Raw genomic sequence first — 18,429 nt, 5'->3', positions numbered from 1 at the left:
CTGGTTTGCTAATTGCTGCTACTGTACCTCATAACAGCCGGAAACGCTGTATACTTGTACTCGCACTGATAAAATTCTCAGACAAGCCACCCAAGATCGTCAGGGCAAAAAACTGGTGAGGGATAAATGCCACCATTGTAATTATTACCAGGAAACAAAGAAAATAATTCCCCGCTTACCTCCTCCTTCTTCTAGCAGTGGTGGTGGTTATAGTGGTGGTGGTGGTAGTAGCGGCGGTGGAGATTTTGGCGGTGGTAGTAGCGGCGGTGGCGGTGCTGGAGGGAGTTGGTAAATGCTATTTTCCGTAATTCCTCCCCGATGAATTGATGTATTAATTAAGATTCAATTCCGACTTATATTTGATAGGGGAAAATATGAAATTAACTTTTCTCAAACCAAAACGAATTTTTCTGTTAGGTATATTTTCAGCATCTATAGTTCTTGCACCGTTGTCTAGCCTTGCCTTAAAGGTGGAAGAAGTGCCAAATCCTCGACAAGTATCGGGTGGTTGGGTGACAGATATGGCAGATATTCTTAACAATGAAACAGAAGCTGAAATTAATCAGATGATTGCTGATTTAGAGGCTAAAAATGGGACAGAAATTGCTGTAGTCACAGTACCCACAACATCCCCAGCACCTTCTCCTAAAAGTTTTGCCACAGAGTTATTCAATCATTGGGGGATTGGTAAACAAGGAGAAGATAATGGTGTATTATTTTTGATATCTGTGGGCGATCGCCGAGTCGAAATAGAAACTGGTTACGGTATCGAAGCCATTTTGCCTGATGCCAAAGTCGGCAATATTATCAATAGTCAAATTATCCCCGAATTTAAACAAGGTGATTTTGCAGGTGGAACACTTGCGGGAACCAAAGCGCTAGTATTGGTTTTAGGTTCTGACCCCAATCAAGCTGCTAATCTAGTTAGAACAGAAGTTACACCTAATAAAACAGAAGTTACACCTAACAACTTCAGTAATAACTCCGGGCCGGGAGTATTCGCTGTGATGGTGCGAGTGGGTATGATATTGATAATAGGAGGTTTGATTTTCCTCGTAGTACGCCCTGTAAAAATCCCAATCAAACCAGAAGGTTACACCCGTAAAAAACAGAGACGTTACAAGTTCTTGTGTGCTGATTGTCAACAGCCAATGACACAAGTAGACCCAAGCATCATTGAACCACATCTGACTATTAAGGAAAAAACAGCAAAAAAGATAGGTAGTGTCAAATTTGAGGGCTGGAAATGTCTCAATTGCAGCCAGCAGTCAACTAGTAAGGGATTTCATCTCGTTGCCCAGGAAAGTGAATCACCTCAATTCAAAGAATGCCCACATTGTCAAGAATTGACTGTTATTCGCACTGAGAAAACTATTAAACAACCTACGCAATATCGTTCGGGAAAACGACTGATTATCGATGACTGCCATTGTTGTACTTATCACAACGAAATGGAAGAAAAAATTCCCCGCTTACCTCCTCCACCTCCCCCACCAGCTAGTAGCAGTAGCAGTGGCAGTTTTGGAGGTGGCAGTTTTGGAGGCGGCGGCGGTTGCAGTGGTGGTAGTAGCGGTGGTCATTATGGCGGTGGTAGTAGCGGCGGCGGTGGTGCTGGAGGGAGTTGGTAAATATGATGAACAATCCACAACAAAGAATCCCGGAAGAAGTAGCCCCAGAGGTGCTGGAGTTAGCTTCTCGGTATTATACCGAACAAACTCAAGGTTACTCCTCTGCTGAGTTAATCGCCGCAGGAAAGGAAGTTGATATCCCTGTGGAGTTTATTCAGCAAGCAATTCAAGATGTTAAAAAACGAGAACAGGAAAAACAAGCAGCCCAAAAACAGTCAGCCAAATTTCGTCAAAAATTGTTGATGATTGGCGCAAGTATGGTAGCAGTATGTGCTGTGTGGACTGGCTGGACTCATAACTCAATTCAAAGCAGCAATAGCAAAGTGGATGCAGCCGGCGCGCAAGTAGAAAATCAACTTCAGCGACGGGCTAATTTAATTCCCAATTTGGTAAATATTACCCAAGCCTATGGGACACAAGAACAAGAGTTAGTTGCTTTATTGGAGCGATCGCGTCAAGCTTATTTACAAGCAGCCACTCCTGAACAAAAGGCTGATGCTATTACCCAAATTAATCAAGCAATTGAGAGTTTTACTAAATATGCGGCTGTTAATCCCCAATTGCAATCTAGCCAACTCTTTACTAATCTTCAGTATGAAATAACCGGGACTGAAAATCGTCTCGCTGTGGAACGGATGCGCTATAACCAAGCCGTACAAGCTCATAATCAAAAAATTCAGAGTTTTCCCAACTCTCTCGTAGCTAATATTTTTGGGTTGCAGAAGCAGGAATTTTTCCCAGTCAATAATACTGATATGCCCTAAATTCCACCCCCATAATTGATTAACTTCTGGGAAAATGGAAATAAATCAGTCCAACAGGAAACATGAATGTAGTGATCATCGGTTGTGGTGTCGTGGGGGCTACCATAGCCTATGAACTTAGTCTAGTTAAAAAATTCCAAATCACAGTCATCGACCGTCAACCACCCGCCCAAGCTTCTACAGGGGCAGCCCTGGGGGTTTTAATGGGGGTGATTAGCCATAAGGTCAAGGGTCAGGCTTGGCGAAGGCGACACACTAGTATTCAACGCTATGAAACCTTAATTCCCGAATTGGAAGGGATAACGGGGCGGAAAATTCCCTTTAACCGCCAAGGTATTGTGAGTCTGCTGGGGGAGGAAGAGAATTTAGTGGGTTGGGAAAACCTGGCCGCAGTGCGCCATTCTCAGGGCTGGAAGTTGGAACTGTGGGATACAGCCCAAGTTAAAGATTTTTGTCCGCAAATTGCGATCGCCAACATTACCGGGGCGGTTTATTCTCCCCAAGACCGTCAACTGAATCCTACTACTTTGACTTTAGCTTTAGCTGAGGCGGCGCAACACAATGGGGTAAGTTGCAAATTTGGTGTGAATGTTTTGGGGATTTCACCAGATAACAACTCTATAACAGTGGAAACTACAGAGGGCAAAATTACTGCTGATTGGGTGGTTGTCTCTGCGGGACTGGGTTCTACTCCTCTGACAGCACAGTTAAATCAAATGGTTGATATTCGCCCAGTGTTAGGACAGGCTTTACAAGTGCGTCTGGAACGACCATTAGGAAATCCCGACTTTCAGCCAGTGGTTACAGGTAATGATGTACATATTGTCCCTGTAGGCGGCGGTAATTACTGGGTGGGTGCAACGGTGGAGTTTCCTAGTGATGGTGATCAAATTCCCCCTAGTCCAGAATTATTCCAGAAAGTTTGGCATCAGGCGATCGCCTTTTGTCCAGATTTAGCCACCGCCGAAATTATTCGCACTTGGTCAGGTTTACGCCCCCGTCCCGAAGGTCGCCCCGCACCAGTTATTGAACAACTTCCCGGATTTAGTAACGTTCTCCTAGCTACTGCACATTACCGCAATGGTGTTTTACTCGCACCTGCCACAGCTGCCGCAATTCGTGAGATGATATCTTAACGATTATAAAAAATAGCTTTTAAGTAAGTCGGCGTTTTATTAGGAAAATACCTTGTCTTTAACAGAACATAAAATCAAAGTTGATTCTCTAGAATGGTTTTATCGTGAGTGTGAACCCATTGGGAGAACTGATTTACTGCCTGTATTATTACTACACGGTTTAGTATCACAAAGTTACAGTTGGCGTAATATTATGCCGGCTTTAGGAAGTCAGGGAACGAGAGCGATCGCACCTGATTGGATTGGCTATGGTTTTTCCACCCAACCAGAAAAATGGGATTTTGCTTACACACCAGATAAATTTATTACCGCCTTAGAAGGATTTATCCAAGCCTTAGAACTAGAACGTTTTTCTTTAGTCGTCCAAGGCTTTTTAGGTTCCGTCGGCTTACAATACGCCCTACGTCATCCAGAACAAATTGCTAACATAGCCATTCTCAACGCACCCATTGCCACAACAGCCAAATTACCTTGGAAAATTAAACAACTGGGTTTACCCTTGGCTGGTGAAATGATGACTCAAGACCCACTTTTAGTGGATCGCACTCTCGAAGGTGGTAGCCGTTACCGCATCGAAGATCAAGACTTAGATATTTATCGTAAACCATTTTTAAAGGCTTCCACTGCCGGGCGGAGTCTCCTAGCCACTATTCGCAACTTGCAACTAGATCAAGCCATGTCCGAAATAGAATCTGGCTTTCAAAAATGGCAAAAACCAATTCTGATTCAATGGGGGATGATTGACCCCTGGTTAAGTGTAGACGTAGCCCAAAAGTTTGCTGATTCTGTACCAGATGCTGAATTAATAAAACTTAATAATGTGGGGCATTATCCCCAAGAACACTACCACAAAACAATTCTACAAGACCTGTTGCCCTTTGTGCGACGTACAAATACTTAATGATTTGCTAATAAATCTCGAAAAAATCGATAGCATATACTATACAGCACATTTAATTAACAGTCCCCAAAGACGAAGGAAGAAACTGTATAGCATTTTCTAGTCTAATAAAGTACAAAATCATCTGCGTTTATCTGCGTCCATCTGCGTTTAATTATTACTGATTTGTTTTTACTTCTCTAAATTAAAGTATGGTTAAGCTTAGTAAATAATCTAGTGGTTGCGGACTTATAATATTATCTAATACGGCATTTTTCAATTTTTTACTACCACTAAAAAGACATCAAAATCACACTGACGGAGATTTGAGTTCATGGCTTATTCCTGGTTTAAAGCATTTCATATTATTGGCATTGTAGTTTGGTTTGCCGGTTTATTCTACTTGGTACGTCTATTTATCTATCACGCGGAAGCTAACCAAGAACCAGAACCAGCCAAAACCATACTGAAAAACCAGTATCAGATTATGGAAAAGCGGCTCTACAATATCATTACCACGCCAGGAATGCTGGTAACAGTAGCAATGGCCATAGGTTTATTAAGCACGGAACCAGAAGTTTTAAAACAGGGTTGGTTGCATATTAAGCTGTTATTTGTGGCCATTTTACTCGGTTATCATTATTACTGTGGTCGTTTAATCAAGCAGTTAGCAGCAGATGAGTGTCGCTGGAATGGTCAGCAGTTACGGGCTTTAAATGAAGCACCTACAGTCATGTTGCTGGTGATTGTGTTATTGGCTGTGTTTAAGAATAATCTGCCCACAGATATTACAGTTTGGGGGGTTTTTGGCTTAATAATTTTGATGGCGGTGACGATTCAGCTTTATGCTAAAAAACGCCGTCGGGATAAAGAAAAGCTGACAGCACAAATACCACAAGTTCCTCAAGAACAAAGTTAAAAAAAAGTGATGCATTCTGGAAACCTTTAGGACAATGTACAGCTAAAAAATTCTGATGCAGACCTTGTAAAAGTGGTGGTTTTTCTCCTGAATGAGAATGCTAAATTTATCACGGGAACAACGCTGAAAGTTGATGAAGCTCGTTCTGTCTGTATTTAAAATACTTGGAGATAATTTTTCCGAAAAAATTCAGCTACTTTTTACCCACAGACAATACTAAACCTTCACAGGCTAGTAAGGCGTTGGGGAAGACAGATTGAATTTCTAGTTGTACTTTGTCCAGAAAATCATCCTGATCATCAGGGTGGTGCTGGGAGATGACTAATTGTTTTACCCCAGCACTGCTGGCTAACTCTACAGCCGTTTTCCAGTGAACATCGGTGACTTCATGGTTATAAGCCGTGGGGGGATTGTAGGTAGCATTGGCAATTAGTAAATCAGCATCTTGAATAATTTGTAAAATGCGATCGCGTTCTATCTGCTGAAGATTGTTGTGTAAATCTGTCACATAGGCCACAGTATATTTTTTGTGAGTGATGCGATAGCCCACAGACTTCTGACTTTGGTGGATCAAAGCGGTGGTGACAGTGACATCATCTAACTTCACCTCACAGCCCGGATTCAGGTGGTAGAATCGCAACTCAGACTGCATTGCTTGTATGGGATAAGGAAACAGAGGCTGAAGCATCTGATCACCCAGACATTGTTTAATAGAAGCCCCATTTGAAGCCGCTATTCCATAAACATGGAAGCAATTATCTCTCACAAATGCCGGGGCAAAAAAGGGAAAGCCTTGGATATGATTTGATTGGGAGTTGGTAAAAAACAAATGCGCTTCTACTGGCTTTTCTAGTTCTTGCCAATTTTTTCCTAGTTTACGTAAACCTGTACCACCATCAAAAATCAGGTGTTTGCCAGCTACATATATTTGTATACAAGCAGTGTTACCACCATAGCGCTGAGTGCTAGTGCATGGAGTAGGAATTAGACCTCTAACACCCCAGAATTTTACCAAAAACTCACCCACAGGACTACTGAGGGGAATTATTGGCTCTTTTGTTACGTAGCTTTGACCACCCGACAACTCAAAGTTTGACATTTTTCCTGCCAGTTAGAGCTTACTGAGCAGATCATTGTAGTGCCGAACTTCCAAAAGTCGGTTTTTTTCATCCACAATGACTACTGTAGGAGAGTAATTTTTTAACTCTTCTGGAGTAAACTGCCCGTATGCCATTATAATCACTCGATCGCCTGGAATGCCTAGACGTGCGGCAGCCCCATTTAGTTCAATTATCCCGGAATTAGGAGGAGCAGGTATTGTATAAGTAATAAAACGCTCACCATTAGCATTGTTCACCACTTGCACTTGCTCATAAGGTAAGATGCCAGCCTTGTCTAATAAAACTTCATCAATGCTGATACTACCCACGTAGTTGATGTTTGCCCCGGTGAGGGTACAGTTGTGAATTTTTGCCAAAAGGACAGTACGCTGCATTTTTTTTAAGATTTTTATAGCAGTTTTTGCAAATTGCAACCGGCTAAAGTTGTTCGTTTGTTGACAAAGGTCATGGATAGTTAAGAGTTAAAAGTTAGAATTTAAAACTAGTAAACTCATAACTCATAACTCATAACTTTGAGGTTATGCCTTAGCAGCCTGGATAAATTTCTCTACTAAAGGCGCAACCTTATCAACATCTTGCCAACCGAGAATTTGTGTAACCTTTTTTTCCAAATTTTTATAACTGCGGAAAAATTCAGCAATTTCATCTAAGCGGTGTGGTTCTATGTCTTTCAGTGATCTTACTGTAGCGTAGCGCGGATCTTTGTCAGGAACACAAAGAATTTTTTCGTCGCGATCGCCACCGTCAATCATTTCTAACATCCCAATGGGTCGTGCAGGAATCACACAGCCAGGGAAGGTTGGTTCATCCATAATTACCATCCCATCCAAAGGATCGCCATCATCAGCTAGAGTATTAGGTACAAAGCCGTAATCATAAGGATATCGTACCGAAGAATAAAGCACTCTGTCTAGAGCGAAGGCTTCCAAGTCCTTGTCAAACTCGTATTTATTTTTACTCCCGCCGGGGATTTCAATTAAAACATTGAGTATACCGGGTTTTGGTTGAGCAGGAATACGGGATAAGTCCACAAAAAAATCCTCTGATAACAATAAAATTAGGTAGCACTAAGTTTGGCTCCTTCGTAAAATTCTAAAGCCAAGATGGACTTCTTCCCAAAATATTGATCTGAATAATTGTTCAACACCGCAAGTATACATCTCGTCCAAACAGCAAAAAGCGTTGTGAGAACCCCTCGCAACGCTTCCGATAATTCAGACATCTATCTCTGGAGAGATCAGAAAAAACTGGAAATACACATCTCTGAATCAGTCAGAACACAATACAGACTCAGAGGATGCTGGGTTAATCACACATCCAAAATATTAGCTCACAATCTGTGTTCTCCTTTTTCGAGCTAACTGGCTGTTAAATGCTGGTTGCAACTGTTGTTTAATTTCCACTTCTTGGCAGTGTATAGGTTTGCGGTTGCTGGTTATTAGAAACATCAGTCGAGTAGTGGGCAATGACAAACACAGGTAGTGTTAGAGTCACTAGAGCGATCGCAGTTCCCACAATGTCTGCCAAACGATGGGAATATGTATCGGTTGGGCTGGCAGACTGGCTATTTGCATCCATACAAATTTGAAATTCGTCACTTTTTTTGAGGTTTACTCTCTGTAAAGAGAGTCTTGATAATATTCTAACTATTTTTTGACTGTCAACAATGTAGCAGCCAAAAAGTTTACCCAGTTTGGTGATCTTGATCACTACAGCTTCATAACTGCAATGTTTGAACCAAATTTACACAGAAACGTTGTCATCTTCACTTGGTAACTAATGATTTACATTTCTAGCCTGAAACCTGTCATTTACAGGTTAAGGAAAGGTTAAGTATTAGTATTCAAAATCACTTTTTATCTCAACATAGATTTATGATTCCATCTTAATTACGTAACATAAAGCTATTCTAACACCTTAAAATATTCTCACCACCTGTCTTTAGTTACAGTTAAAAAATCCGAATTTTTACATAGGTATAAATACTTTTTTCTGCTTTTTTCATAAAAATTTCCGTAGTCAAAAATCAGAAAACTACTGTAAATTTAACGATAAAAAATATTAAGAAATCATTAAAGTTTCTGTTATACTACTTAAGTAAGAGCTTAATTAGCGAGCGATCGCACCAAAAAAATGTTCTGCATCATCAAAGCTAAATCTGAGTAATATTACTTTCTTTTTGTCAATCTATATAAAGGTACATACCGAATCGAGCCTGTCATCTCAATTCTTCTCTTCTTCTCTTCTTCTCTTCTTTGCGTACTTTGTGTCCTTTGCGGTTCGTTCATCCAGAACTTGGTAAGTTGAAAAATATCTAGTTGACATATTTAAATCACAATAAACTCTTGTCGGTTGGTCATCTTAACCACCCATATCATACAACTTAAATAGCGATTTTATGCTTCCAAACAGCAAAAACAAGATGATTCAACTGTTCTAACATATTATTATGCCTATTTTTCAAACAAAAAGGGTTTAACAGATACAATCATTCGTTCTAACTCAGTTTTATTATGTATGAGAAGCGAATGTCCCCATAATTCATTCTTGTGTTCAGCGCAGTCTGTAGCCAGAGATTCTCCAATAGCCTCAAAACTCTTTTGAATATATCTCTTTAAACTCTCTGGGTTAGATTGTACTCCTAAAACAAACACTCTATTTTTTATATCTTCGGGAATATGGCTTTCTACATAAATGAATCTATCTTCACACTCATCAAAGTCCAACAGTAAAAGCATCATACTTTCTGGATACTGTCGCATTTTACGGACATGATCATTCATGAACTTATCTACAACTCTTTTCCAACCATTAGCAATTGGTAGAATTTGAATAGCACGAGCATTCACGTTTAAATCTTGAATAAATCCGTTGGCAATCTGGCGATTAGCATCATCTTCAGGTAAGATAAAAAGGTGCGGTTTATTCTTGTTAATACTCATAAGGAAATATCGCCACAAATCAAAGCATTGATCAAATCCCCTGGAATAGATATATCACTAAGCGGTCTAATTAAAGTAGGCTCTAAGTGACTTTTTCGATCAAGCAAAAATGTATTTTCATTAGAAAACTTGCGGATAGCTTCCGGATTATGAGAAGTTGCTAAAATTTGTCCACTGTTCTTAAATGAGCGTCGCAGTGATGTAATGAAATGTCCAACCTCTGAGATAGAAAGATAGTTATCTGGCTCATCCCAAAAGCAAAAAAGTGGCCCATAGAATTTATTAGCTGCTAACACCACCGCGCAGAGAAAAAAGCATTTCTCCCCATCAGATAAATCTTCAAAGTTCACACTGAGATTTGCATTATTTTCTTCAAACCGAACAACCAAGCTTTTGAAGTCTTTACCAATAAGTTCATTGAGAAAATCTTGAAAGTCTGGCATAATTGCTCGCAGATATTTGTCAACCTCTCTGTAAGCAGCAGGATATCTACCAAGTAACCCAGAAAACCACTCGCCAATATTTGAACCATCCCACTTTGGTTCTAAAGTTTCACCGTAGGAATCTCCAGTCATTAAGCTAGGAATTGGTGCTAAAATAATGATATGAGCCAGCCAAGTCTTGAAAGTGTGAAGCGGATCAGTTTCAGATTGCTCCTGAATCAGTGGAAGGGCTACTAAATGCCAATCGACTAAAAATTGAGCTTCCCGATTCTGGAAGGTAGAATAAAGATTAACTTGGGCTTCTTTTCGAGAGTAAAGTATATTATTATCAACTAATAATTGCTCTTCAAAAATCCGCAGTTCTTTAAACTTTTCTGGTAGCTCTAAAGCCAGGACATATTTATATAATTTTTCTTCTAATAATACTTCTATTTCCAACCGAATAGGAACATCAGACCTCCCACGAGCAAAATCTTTAGACTGCACAAGTTGTCCAACTCTATTGATACCTCTACCAATAGATTGCAGTACCTCTAGCGCCGAGGAAATAGTCGATTTACCAGCACCATTTTTGCCAATCAAGAGAGCAGAAGACATCTCTTTCATGGTAAGTTCAAAATTTTCTAGACAGCGATAGTTATGTATATATAATCTTTGCAGCATAATAGAAATATTCCCCTCAGTGGGAAGTGAAGAAACTTTTCATAGAATATACTTATTATAAGTTCAGACAGGGGATTTATTAGAGAGAAACCCGCCTGTGTTTCGGCTATTTATCATCACCACTGATGCCAAGATTGATTTTCAGATATGGTAACTAATTCATCCCCTTCATAATATTCGGGTAAGAGTTCCTGAGATTCTATTTCACCCAAAGATTTTTCTAACCCTTTTGTTTGTGGTTTCCACACAACTAGAACCAGTTACTATATATTTATTTATTCTTGATAAAGAATATCACGTTAATTATGTAAAATTTATGAAGCAAAACTGCAATGATAATCCTCTGATTTATCAGAACATTCCTCTATTTCAGGAGAATAACCAGACTTTTATTATCATAAAGAGATAACAAATTTATCGCTGATTAGTTCAAAAATACTCAACGCAGCATCTATAGTTTTTACAGCTTCCTCTGAAGTAATAGGTATAGGATCATATCTAGGATTTTTCACAGGTTTATTTATAAAAATTTCTCTTGAGTAGGGAATTTTTTCCACTTGATCCACTATGTTTGAAGTATTTTCAAGATAACACTCTAATGTTTCAATAATATAAAATAGTTTATGACCATATTCTCTTATTAATTTATTGTGTATTCCTTGAAGTGTACTTTCAGTGTGCTGTAATTTTTTTTCTATTAAACAAGCTTTTAATAGTTTCTCAATTGCTTGTGAAGCGGGGAAAATAACAAATTGATAATCTCTAGTGTTTTTTAAAGTGTTCATTTTAAATTTATCCTCAGATATTTCGCCATTAGTCAACACTTGGGTTTTATGTATCGCTTCAAAGATTATACATGGTTTCTCAACTGTAGGGTGGATATAGCCCAAGGGGCATGGCTGCGCTAAAGCAACAGCGTAACTCACCACCAATATTGACGGTTAAAGGTGGGTTACGTCGTAAACAAGTTCTTTTGTTGAGTGTCATATTTACCCTATACGCCTAAACCACCCTACGATTGCTGGTGGTTATTCGGTAAAATTTACGACTCTAGCCTTTACCATAAACACTCATGGGTTCTTTAAGAAACTTAATATAAAGATGCTTAAATGTAGACTTAATTACACGAGGCATGGCAAAATCAATTGGCATTAACTTATCTGGTAGTTGCCAATCTTCAATTTTCAGTAAATCAGGATGTAAATGGGGAAACTCAATCTCAGCTAATTCTGGACAAACACCCAACCTTTGAGACGCTGCAACTGTAGGGACTTGTTCTGGTGGGACATTGAGAATTTCTACTACTGCCCTATCTAAGGCAAATACATCGGCTGCGGCTGCTAAAATACCTAAATCACGGGGTTCGCCACCACTCGGTCCATTACCTTCATGACCGATGATACCATCTAAAATTGTTAAGTTGGGATTAATTGCTCTGGCAGTTTCTACTAACATTTCACCAAAGCGGTTTGCATCTTTCCCTGCTTCCATGTGCCACCAAGCTTTCATTTTACCAGGAACGCAACCAAAGAGGTTTTTTACACCCATTGTTAATGTTAACTGTGAATGTGATTTGACTTTGGGTAAGTTAATCACTACATCTGCTTCCATCGCTTCTTTGCATAGCCGCAAATGATTAAAGTCTTCGTTGACGGTTTCGTAACGTTTACCATGAAATTCAATAATAGGTATATCTAGTTCTTCTAAAAGCGGGAGATAGCCGTTAGCTTCTGCTACTCCTTTGGCGCTACCAAATGCGGGACTATCCCCTAAAAAGGGCTTACCACCTGCTTCTATTACCATCTGGGCGACTTCGTAAACCAGTTCTCGCCGGGTTGTACACTCTTTTGTGGGACGGGAACCTGTGAGAAGATTCGGTTTGAGTAATACTCTATTTCCTGGTTTCACAAAGGCAGAGATACCGCCTAAAGGTTCTAGCAGGGTGACTAATGATGCCCGTAAAGCCTCACTTTCGTAGGAGGTAGCCCGAATCAGACTGACTAATGGTTTTTGTGTCTGCATAGATATTATATTACGTTAATATATGTTTAATTATATGAATAAAATTCTTTTTCAAACAGACGCGAGCGAATTTGATCCAAAAATTATAGGTAAGTTGGCGTTTAACCTGAAATTTACCAAATTACTAAAGGGTAGAAACTAGCTATTTTTTGATCAGATGTAATAATAGAAGCCTGATTAGTTTTGGCAACTGCTACAACTACTCTATCTACTGGATCTCGGTGTTCCCATTCTAATTTGACACTTTCTAACCAAATGTCTTCATCAATTGGGATAATACGGATAACATCAGACTTTTTTAGCGTGGTGACATACTCATCAATATCAACTCCTAAATCTAATTTCTTATTTTTTATTTTGATGGCTATTTCCCAAACTGATGTTGATGTAACTAGACCATTCTTTTCCTTCTCCATCTGGTAACAAGCTTCTTTTGCGTGTTGAGAAAGTTTATCAGGATCTAAACTCCACCAGATGAGAGCGCAGGTGTCAAGGACAATTTTTATACTTCTTGCCATTCTTCAGTCGTGGAGGTAGTTAAATCTTCAAAATACTTGACTTTACCACGCATATTTTTAAACAATTCTTCAGTTGTAGGAGTTTTTTGATATTGAGAAATTCTCACTACTGGGTTAGTTCCATCAGTAACTAAAATTTCTTCACCTTCTAATTCTACAAGTTGCAAAAATTCTAGTAAGTTAGCTTTTAATTGACTCTTATCAACTTTTTTCATACTGGCATAATTAGCTATGTCAACTACTATAGAGTAGCAAATCTGAAGAGCATACCCCAAACCAATATTACTGGGTGAGTAAACTTTTGGCTGGGGTTGAATTTTATCAGGTGTGTAATTAGGAATTACAAATTAAGTTAATGGAATAATGGCGCTCATTTGTTCTAAGTCTAGGACTTTTGCTAATTCTTCTTCAGTCATTAAGCCTTTTTCTAATACTATTTGTCTGAGAGATTTACCTGTTTCTAAGGATTCTTTGGCTACAGCTGCGGCGTTTAAATATCCGATGTGGGTGTTCAGTGCTGTGACTAATGCTAAACTACCTTCGGCATAAGCTAAACAGCGTTCTTTGTTGGCGGTAATTCCTTCTATGCAACGTTCGGTGAGGGCGGCTATGGTGTTACCCAGAATTTCTATGCTGTGAATCAAATTATAGGCAATTAGCGGCATCATTACGTTTAATTCTAATTGTCCGGCTTGGGCGGCTAAGGCGATCGCATTATCGTAGCCCATTACCTGAAAGCATACCATTGATGTCATCTCTGCCATGACTGGGTTATATTTACCCGGCATGATTGAGGAACCTGGTTGGACTGGGGGTAATTGAATTTCTTTAAAACCAGTTTTGGGGCCGGAGTCCATTAACCGCAAATCATGGGAGATTTTGACTAAATCTTGGGCTAAGTTGCGTAAAGCGCCGGAAACGTTGACAAAAGGTGCCATACTCTGCATTGCAGCCATTAAATGGGGTGCAGGTTCTAAGGGTGATCCTATCAGTTCGGCAATGGCTTCTACCACACGGGCGCGATACTGAGGATGGGTATTCATTCCTGTACCGGCTGCACTTCCACCTAAACCTAAGACCATTAAATCCCCAGAGGCTGTATATATGCGGTTTTGGTGGTCTGATAATATCTGCGCCCAAGCGCGGAAGTTCTCGCCTAAACTCACAGGGACAGCATCTTGCAGGTGGGTTCTGCCTGCTTTGACGATATCTTTAAATTGTACGGCTTTGTTTTCTAAGGATGCGATCGCCTTTTCTAAAGCTGGCTGTAATGTATGGGTAAGTGCTAATAAACCACCAATGCGAATGGCTGTAGGAATCACATCATTGGTTGACTGTCCATAGTTTACATGGTCGTTAGGACTCACCCGTTGATAATTGCCTTTTTCATCGCCGAGAATTTCTAAGGCGCGATTTGCTAACACTTCATTGATGTTCATGTGGTGAGAAGTTCCCGCCCCTGCTTGATAAACATCAACCACAAATTGATCTCTGAATTTCCCAGTCAGGATTTCATCAGCCGCCTGTACAATTACTGCACTGATATCTGCGGGAATGCAACCTAATTGTCCGTTGACGATGGCGGTAGCTTTTTTAATAATTAAACAGGCATCTACGTAAGTAGGCAAGGGCTTAATGCCACTAATTTGGAAGTTTTCTACTGCCCGTAGTGTTTGAATACCGTAATAAGCGCTACCAAGGATTTGGCGATCGCCCATTGAATCCCGTTCAATCCGAAAATCTGTATACTCAGTCATAGGATTGTGTGAATAATCTCAAAATACAGATCATGCCATGCAAATACCCTAAAATCCTAATTTAAAAATTTTTATATTTCTCATATACGTAGGGTGCGTTCCCTAACGCACCTTCCAACCCAAAAACTACGGGTTAAGCCATAGCAAACTTGATTGAGGTAATCAGCTAGAATATTAGGCAGCATATTTCAATCTTTATTATGGGAATTGAAGAATTACTACTACCATTTCGGGAAGATATCTTAAAGATTGCGGCTAAATATGGTGCATACAATATACGGGTTTTTGGTTCAGTTGCTAGAGGTGAAGCAACACCAGATAGTGATATAGATTTTTTGGTAGAACTTAAACCACAAAGTAGTTTATTCGATTACATTGCCTTAATGCAGGATTTATCAACATTGCTAGGAAGAAAAGTGGATATTGCTGAACCTAATAATTTACATGAGTTAATTAGAGATAAAATATTAAGTGAAGCTGTGCCATTATGAAAGATGCGCGTTTGTATTTGAGCAATATTCAAGAATGTATCGAGCGGATAGAAGAATATACACAAGGTGGTAAAGAAGAATTTATGCAAACGAAGATGATTCAAGATGCAGTAATTCGCAATTTTGAAATCATTGGTGAAGCAACAAAAAGATTATCACCTGAGTTGAGAAGTGAATATTCTGATGTTCCTTGGCAACAGATGGCAGGTTTAAGAGATATTTTAATTCATGACTATTTAAAGGTGAATATTAATTTAGTTTGGCAAATTATTGAACAGAATTTATCTGAATTAAAAACACAAGTTGCAGAAGTTTTAGAGAATTTATAACAAATTGGCAGTATTTTAATGATAAACCGAATAAAAATAAAAAACGTCGGAATGAAAAATTAAGGTTTTTAACCCGCGCAGGTGGTCACTGAGCAGTTCGACAAGCTCACCGTAACACTTACCGAAGTGCGGGTTTTGTCTGTATAGCCGCGACTTCTAGTCGCCAGGGTTAGTAACTTTTCTTTTCAAACAACCTCTTAACTTAATAGTTGATTTGCTTCTTGCAAAACTTGATCAATATCAGGTTTCTCAGAAGTAATAACTTCATCCGGTAAGTGTTTATGATGGGGAAAGTTGGGCAAATTAGGAAAATGCGGTGTGCTATCATAGCGAAAGATTAGGTGATTATGTCCATCCTGAAAATGATAACGGTAATCGAGAAATTTTAATTGATTATTTGCGACTATAATAGCTTCATTTATTTCTAGTAAATGTGTCTGATTGAAACGCAATCTAATTCTTAGATTAGCTCGGTTTGGAGTTAAAATTTCTTCTTCATATCGTTCAACATAAACATTACTATACAGAATAACCGTCTACTCAACTTGATTGAGGTAATCAGCTAGAATATTAGGCAGCATACTTCAATCTTTGATCTAATTGCTGACGCAATCCCAAGTAGTGACGGTAATCATTTGCCCATTCTATAAATAGGGCATCATCTGATAATTGACCTTGATTATATTGATAGAAAAATTCTTCAGAATCCATTTTTTGTTGATTCTCATATATACTTAGTCGTTTAGTAACAGCAACTAAAGCATCTAACGGTGATGTATATTCAATAGTTTGTTTACGCATTTTTGTTTTAATCTTTATCTCAATAATTGTCACTATTATAAACTCAAAATCTAAAAAATCCTAGATTTTATAATTAATACAGCTATTTCCAATTATATAAGGGACATCATAGCCCCCTCCTCGCTTGCGGGGAGGGGGTTAGGGGGGGTTCTTATATCTCACTTATATCTCACTTATATGTCATTTAAGAGTTTACGCATTTAATTTTTTGATCATAAATAAATTAAGCGACATTAATTAATTGCTATAATTATAATCAAAGCCTTTTGTAATTTCCTGTAGGCAAAAAATGGAAACAAAGAAGTTGCTCGCACATATTGGCACAGATGGTATATTGAAAATCCAAACCCCTACAAATTTTAAAGATAAATCTGTAGAAATATTGGTAGTTTTACAACCGTTAGATAATCCCGAAGATTCAGCAAGTGAGGCAAGTTTACCAAAATATAACGCTTGGGGAAAACCCACCACTCAAAAATCCATTCAAGCAGCAATTATTAAAATGCAACAGCTACAACAAGGAGTAGGTTTAGATAAAAACTCAATCCGCGAAATGATTGACGAAGGAAGAAGATTCTAATGCAGTTTGTTTTAGATTGTTCTATAGGAATTAGTTGGTGCTTGGTAGATGAAAATGCGGTTAAAGTTACCATTAGCAACTCTTGATACTCGGTTAGCAGAAGCAGCGACTCGTTGTGGTGTTAATTTGCTTGTTTTTGATTAGTGTTACTTATAATGTATAGGTAGAGAATAGAAGGTAATTATGGTAAAATCAACAACTCGCCAGATAACTTTAGCAGAATTTTTACAATTACCAGAAACCGAACCAGCAAGTGAATATATCAACGGCGAAATCATTCAAAAACCCATGCCCCAAGGTAAACATAGTACAATTCAAGGTGAATTAGTTACGAGAATTAATAATGTAGTCAAACCTCGCAAAATCGCTTTAGCCTTTCCAGAATTACGTTGTACATTTGGCGAACGTTCCATTGTTCCAGATGTGGCTGTATTTGCTTGGGGGAGAATCCCAGTAGATGAAAAAGGGAATATTGCTAATGCGTTTAATACCTATCCTGATTGGATAATTGAAATTTTATCTCCACAACAAAACACAACTAAAGTCACCAGAAATATTTTACATTGTTTAAATTACGGTACTAGCTTAGGTTGGTTAATCGACCCAGAAGAATATAATGTTATAGTTTATCCTCATCAGCAGCAACCAATATTTTTAGAAAACGAACAAGATATATTAACAGTCCCCGAATTGGTGGGTGATTTACAGTTGACATTAGGGCAATTATTTGATTGTTTAAAATTATGAATTTACCCAACGCCATTACATTTTCTCGACTTTTAGGAATACCATTTTTACTATACGGTTTATATAATCCCACACCCGAAGCTAGATGGATATGTTTAACAATATTTTTAGTCGCAGCGTTAACTGACTGGTTGGATGGTTATTTGGCGCGGAAACTTAACCAAATTACTGATTTAGGTAAATTTCTTGATCCTTTGGTGGATAAATTACTTGTACTTGCACCGTTGTTGGTGCTAGTGGAATTAGGAAAAATTCCGGCTTGGGGCGTGTTTGTGATTTTAGCACGGGAATTGGCGATCGCAGGGTGGCGAGTCAATCAAACTACAATCACAGGGGCGAATATTTGGGGTAAACTGAAAACCGTCAGTCAAATCATAGCCATAGCACTGTTAATTGCACCTTTATCAGTGGTTTGGGAAAGTCCCACATTGATTGCTTTTTGGCTTTCCGTAGCTTTGACTTTAATTTCCGGAGGAATTTATCTGATTCCACCTACAACAGATACCACCAAAAATTAACCATAACTCCCTCTCCGCTATCCTTTGCGTTTAACTCTTATCCCCACGATTTTCATAGTTTTCTTTAATCCAGGATTTATATTCACCTGACCGGATATGATCAATCCATTCTGAATTAATCCTTAACGGGTGACAAGGTGGCTCAAGATGAGATGTGGCAATAATTTGAG

25 protein-coding genes are annotated in these 18,429 nt (G+C 38.9%); 11 read left to right on the top strand and 14 right to left on the bottom strand.

What is annotated here, in order from left to right; genetic code table 11:
- Positions 1-115 precede the first annotated feature (115 nt).
- The 6 genes from ACM0OP_RS20240 to hemJ all read left to right on the top strand — a co-directional run bounded on the left by ACM0OP_RS20240 (position 116) and on the right by hemJ (position 5,327).
- Positions 116-292 (top strand): hypothetical protein, encoded by a 177-nt coding sequence (locus ACM0OP_RS20240; RefSeq protein ID WP_414530222.1) that lies wholly within the window; start codon positions 116-118, stop codon positions 290-292.
- Positions 293-374: 82 nt separating this feature from the next.
- Positions 375-1,628: a TPM domain-containing protein gene (locus ACM0OP_RS20235; RefSeq protein ID WP_414530221.1), complete on the top strand. Its 1,254-nt coding sequence runs from the start codon at positions 375-377 to the stop codon at positions 1,626-1,628.
- 2 nt (positions 1,629-1,630) lie between these two features.
- On the top strand, positions 1,631-2,392 hold the full coding sequence (locus ACM0OP_RS20230) for a LemA family protein (RefSeq protein WP_414530220.1): 762 nt from the start codon (positions 1,631-1,633) through the stop codon (positions 2,390-2,392).
- Positions 2,393-2,454: 62 nt separating this feature from the next.
- Positions 2,455-3,528, top strand: a complete 1,074-nt coding sequence (locus ACM0OP_RS20225) for an NAD(P)/FAD-dependent oxidoreductase (protein ID WP_414530219.1) — start codon at positions 2,455-2,457, stop codon at positions 3,526-3,528.
- Positions 3,529-3,580: 52 nt separating this feature from the next.
- Positions 3,581-4,429 (top strand): alpha/beta fold hydrolase, encoded by an 849-nt coding sequence (locus tag ACM0OP_RS20220; RefSeq protein WP_414530218.1) that lies wholly within the window; start codon positions 3,581-3,583, stop codon positions 4,427-4,429.
- A 313-nt stretch (positions 4,430-4,742) separates the two neighbouring features.
- Positions 4,743-5,327 carry a protoporphyrinogen oxidase HemJ gene (hemJ, locus tag ACM0OP_RS20215; RefSeq protein ID WP_414530217.1) on the top strand — a complete coding sequence of 195 codons (585 nt, stop codon included), beginning with the start codon at positions 4,743-4,745 and terminating at the stop codon, positions 5,325-5,327.
- 193 nt (positions 5,328-5,520) lie between these two features.
- Here the strand turns inward: hemJ and ACM0OP_RS20210 are convergent, their stop codons facing one another.
- The 12 genes from ACM0OP_RS20210 to ACM0OP_RS20155 all read right to left on the bottom strand — a co-directional run bounded on the left by ACM0OP_RS20210 (position 5,521) and on the right by ACM0OP_RS20155 (position 14,793).
- Positions 5,521-6,426 (bottom strand): MBL fold metallo-hydrolase, encoded by a 906-nt coding sequence (locus ACM0OP_RS20210; protein ID WP_414530216.1) that lies wholly within the window; start codon positions 6,424-6,426, stop codon positions 5,521-5,523.
- A 12-nt stretch (positions 6,427-6,438) separates the two neighbouring features.
- On the bottom strand, positions 6,439-6,822 hold the full coding sequence (gene panD / locus ACM0OP_RS20205; RefSeq protein ID WP_414530215.1) for an aspartate 1-decarboxylase: 384 nt from the start codon (positions 6,820-6,822) through the stop codon (positions 6,439-6,441).
- 144 nt (positions 6,823-6,966) lie between these two features.
- Positions 6,967-7,479: an inorganic diphosphatase gene (locus ACM0OP_RS20200; protein ID WP_414530214.1), complete on the bottom strand. Its 513-nt coding sequence runs from the start codon at positions 7,477-7,479 to the stop codon at positions 6,967-6,969.
- Positions 7,480-7,840: 361 nt separating this feature from the next.
- Positions 7,841-8,026, bottom strand: a complete 186-nt coding sequence (locus ACM0OP_RS20195) for a TLTLP motif-containing protein (RefSeq protein ID WP_414530213.1) — start codon at positions 8,024-8,026, stop codon at positions 7,841-7,843.
- An 875-nt stretch (positions 8,027-8,901) separates the two neighbouring features.
- Entirely contained in the window at positions 8,902-9,390 is a 489-nt protein-coding gene (locus tag ACM0OP_RS20190) for a hypothetical protein (protein ID WP_414530212.1), read from the bottom strand.
- Positions 9,387-10,496, bottom strand: a complete 1,110-nt coding sequence (locus ACM0OP_RS20185) for an AAA family ATPase (RefSeq protein WP_414530211.1) — start codon at positions 10,494-10,496, stop codon at positions 9,387-9,389. The genes ACM0OP_RS20190 and ACM0OP_RS20185 overlap by 4 nt, the downstream gene beginning before the upstream one ends.
- Before the next feature lie 116 nt (positions 10,497-10,612).
- Entirely contained in the window at positions 10,613-10,744 is a 132-nt protein-coding gene (locus ACM0OP_RS20180) for a DUF2997 domain-containing protein (RefSeq protein ID WP_414530210.1), read from the bottom strand.
- 147 nt (positions 10,745-10,891) lie between these two features.
- Positions 10,892-11,422 (bottom strand): HEPN domain-containing protein, encoded by a 531-nt coding sequence (locus ACM0OP_RS20175; protein WP_414530209.1) that lies wholly within the window; start codon positions 11,420-11,422, stop codon positions 10,892-10,894.
- A 124-nt stretch (positions 11,423-11,546) separates the two neighbouring features.
- Positions 11,547-12,518, bottom strand: a complete 972-nt coding sequence (locus ACM0OP_RS20170) for an Npun_F2552 family protein (protein ID WP_414530208.1) — start codon at positions 12,516-12,518, stop codon at positions 11,547-11,549.
- Positions 12,519-12,631: 113 nt separating this feature from the next.
- Positions 12,632-13,036 (bottom strand): type II toxin-antitoxin system VapC family toxin, encoded by a 405-nt coding sequence (locus ACM0OP_RS20165; protein ID WP_414530207.1) that lies wholly within the window; start codon positions 13,034-13,036, stop codon positions 12,632-12,634.
- Positions 13,021-13,251, bottom strand: coding sequence for a type II toxin-antitoxin system Phd/YefM family antitoxin (locus tag ACM0OP_RS20160; RefSeq protein ID WP_414530206.1), 231 nt, complete (start codon positions 13,249-13,251; stop codon positions 13,021-13,023). Before ACM0OP_RS20160 ends, ACM0OP_RS20165 begins: the two co-directional genes overlap by 16 nt.
- Before the next feature lie 132 nt (positions 13,252-13,383).
- Positions 13,384-14,793, bottom strand: a complete 1,410-nt coding sequence (locus ACM0OP_RS20155; RefSeq protein ID WP_414530205.1) for an aspartate ammonia-lyase — start codon at positions 14,791-14,793, stop codon at positions 13,384-13,386.
- Positions 14,794-14,993: 200 nt separating this feature from the next.
- On the opposite strand from ACM0OP_RS20155, the gene ACM0OP_RS20150 reads away from it, so the two are divergent.
- Both ACM0OP_RS20150 and ACM0OP_RS20145 read left to right on the top strand, forming a co-directional pair.
- Positions 14,994-15,284: a nucleotidyltransferase family protein gene (locus ACM0OP_RS20150; protein ID WP_414530204.1), complete on the top strand. Its 291-nt coding sequence runs from the start codon at positions 14,994-14,996 to the stop codon at positions 15,282-15,284.
- Positions 15,281-15,613, top strand: coding sequence for a HepT-like ribonuclease domain-containing protein (locus ACM0OP_RS20145; RefSeq protein ID WP_414530203.1), 333 nt, complete (start codon positions 15,281-15,283; stop codon positions 15,611-15,613). Before ACM0OP_RS20150 ends, ACM0OP_RS20145 begins: the two co-directional genes overlap by 4 nt.
- 197 nt (positions 15,614-15,810) lie before the next feature.
- On the opposite strand, the gene tumE is transcribed toward ACM0OP_RS20145, so the two are convergent.
- Complete coding sequence (tumE, locus tag ACM0OP_RS20140; RefSeq protein WP_414530223.1) at positions 15,811-16,140, bottom strand: toxin TumE; 330 nt, start codon at positions 16,138-16,140, stop codon at positions 15,811-15,813.
- Positions 16,141-16,183: 43 nt separating this feature from the next.
- Positions 16,184-16,414: an antitoxin TumA gene (tumA, locus tag ACM0OP_RS20135; RefSeq protein WP_414530202.1), complete on the bottom strand. Its 231-nt coding sequence runs from the start codon at positions 16,412-16,414 to the stop codon at positions 16,184-16,186.
- A gap of 289 nt (positions 16,415-16,703) precedes the next feature.
- Here tumA and ACM0OP_RS20130 point away from each other — a divergent pair, with 289 nt between their 5' ends.
- The 3 genes from ACM0OP_RS20130 to pgsA all read left to right on the top strand — a co-directional run bounded on the left by ACM0OP_RS20130 (position 16,704) and on the right by pgsA (position 18,259).
- Positions 16,704-16,994: a hypothetical protein gene (locus ACM0OP_RS20130; RefSeq protein ID WP_414530201.1), complete on the top strand. Its 291-nt coding sequence runs from the start codon at positions 16,704-16,706 to the stop codon at positions 16,992-16,994.
- A gap of 183 nt (positions 16,995-17,177) precedes the next feature.
- Entirely contained in the window at positions 17,178-17,741 is a 564-nt protein-coding gene (locus ACM0OP_RS20125; RefSeq protein WP_414530200.1) for a Uma2 family endonuclease, read from the top strand.
- Entirely contained in the window at positions 17,738-18,259 is a 522-nt protein-coding gene (gene pgsA / locus ACM0OP_RS20120) for a CDP-diacylglycerol--glycerol-3-phosphate 3-phosphatidyltransferase (protein WP_414530199.1), read from the top strand. Before ACM0OP_RS20125 ends, pgsA begins: the two co-directional genes overlap by 4 nt.
- Positions 18,260-18,429: the final 170 nt, after the last annotated feature.

Source organism: Nodularia chucula CCY0103 (assembly GCF_963923915.1).
Classification (GTDB): Bacteria; Cyanobacteriota; Cyanobacteriia; order Cyanobacteriales; family Nostocaceae; genus Nodularia; species Nodularia chucula.
Note: the sequence above shows the minus strand (reverse complement) of the source record. Positions and strands in the feature narration are given on the sequence as shown.

What these genes read in the sequence shown, in the direction of transcription:
- ACM0OP_RS20235 (WP_414530221.1), top strand. Translation starts at nt 375, where the DNA reads ATGAAATTAACTTTTCTCAAACCAAAACGAATTTTTCTGTTAGGTATA.
- ACM0OP_RS20230 (WP_414530220.1), top strand. Translation starts at nt 1,631, where the DNA reads ATGATGAACAATCCACAACAAAGAATCCCGGAAGAAGTAGCCCCAGAG.
- ACM0OP_RS20225 (WP_414530219.1), top strand. Translation starts at nt 2,455, where the DNA reads ATGAATGTAGTGATCATCGGTTGTGGTGTCGTGGGGGCTACCATAGCC.
- hemJ (WP_414530217.1), top strand. Translation starts at nt 4,743, where the DNA reads ATGGCTTATTCCTGGTTTAAAGCATTTCATATTATTGGCATTGTAGTT.
- ACM0OP_RS20210 (WP_414530216.1), bottom strand. Translation starts at nt 6,426, where the DNA reads ATGTCAAACTTTGAGTTGTCGGGTGGTCAAAGCTACGTAACAAAAGAG.
- panD (WP_414530215.1), bottom strand. Translation starts at nt 6,822, where the DNA reads ATGCAGCGTACTGTCCTTTTGGCAAAAATTCACAACTGTACCCTCACC.
- ACM0OP_RS20195 (WP_414530213.1), bottom strand. Translation starts at nt 8,026, where the DNA reads ATGGATGCAAATAGCCAGTCTGCCAGCCCAACCGATACATATTCCCAT.
- ACM0OP_RS20190 (WP_414530212.1), bottom strand. Translation starts at nt 9,390, where the DNA reads ATGAGTATTAACAAGAATAAACCGCACCTTTTTATCTTACCTGAAGAT.
- ACM0OP_RS20185 (WP_414530211.1), bottom strand. Translation starts at nt 10,496, where the DNA reads ATGCTGCAAAGATTATATATACATAACTATCGCTGTCTAGAAAATTTT.
- ACM0OP_RS20170 (WP_414530208.1), bottom strand. Translation starts at nt 12,518, where the DNA reads ATGCAGACACAAAAACCATTAGTCAGTCTGATTCGGGCTACCTCCTAC.
- ACM0OP_RS20165 (WP_414530207.1), bottom strand. Translation starts at nt 13,036, where the DNA reads ATGGCAAGAAGTATAAAAATTGTCCTTGACACCTGCGCTCTCATCTGG.
- ACM0OP_RS20160 (WP_414530206.1), bottom strand. Translation starts at nt 13,251, where the DNA reads ATGAAAAAAGTTGATAAGAGTCAATTAAAAGCTAACTTACTAGAATTT.
- ACM0OP_RS20155 (WP_414530205.1), bottom strand. Translation starts at nt 14,793, where the DNA reads ATGACTGAGTATACAGATTTTCGGATTGAACGGGATTCAATGGGCGAT.
- ACM0OP_RS20150 (WP_414530204.1), top strand. Translation starts at nt 14,994, where the DNA reads ATGGGAATTGAAGAATTACTACTACCATTTCGGGAAGATATCTTAAAG.
- ACM0OP_RS20145 (WP_414530203.1), top strand. Translation starts at nt 15,281, where the DNA reads ATGAAAGATGCGCGTTTGTATTTGAGCAATATTCAAGAATGTATCGAG.
- tumA (WP_414530202.1), bottom strand. Translation starts at nt 16,414, where the DNA reads ATGCGTAAACAAACTATTGAATATACATCACCGTTAGATGCTTTAGTT.
- ACM0OP_RS20130 (WP_414530201.1), top strand. Translation starts at nt 16,704, where the DNA reads ATGGAAACAAAGAAGTTGCTCGCACATATTGGCACAGATGGTATATTG.
- ACM0OP_RS20125 (WP_414530200.1), top strand. Translation starts at nt 17,178, where the DNA reads ATGGTAAAATCAACAACTCGCCAGATAACTTTAGCAGAATTTTTACAA.
- pgsA (WP_414530199.1), top strand. Translation starts at nt 17,738, where the DNA reads ATGAATTTACCCAACGCCATTACATTTTCTCGACTTTTAGGAATACCA.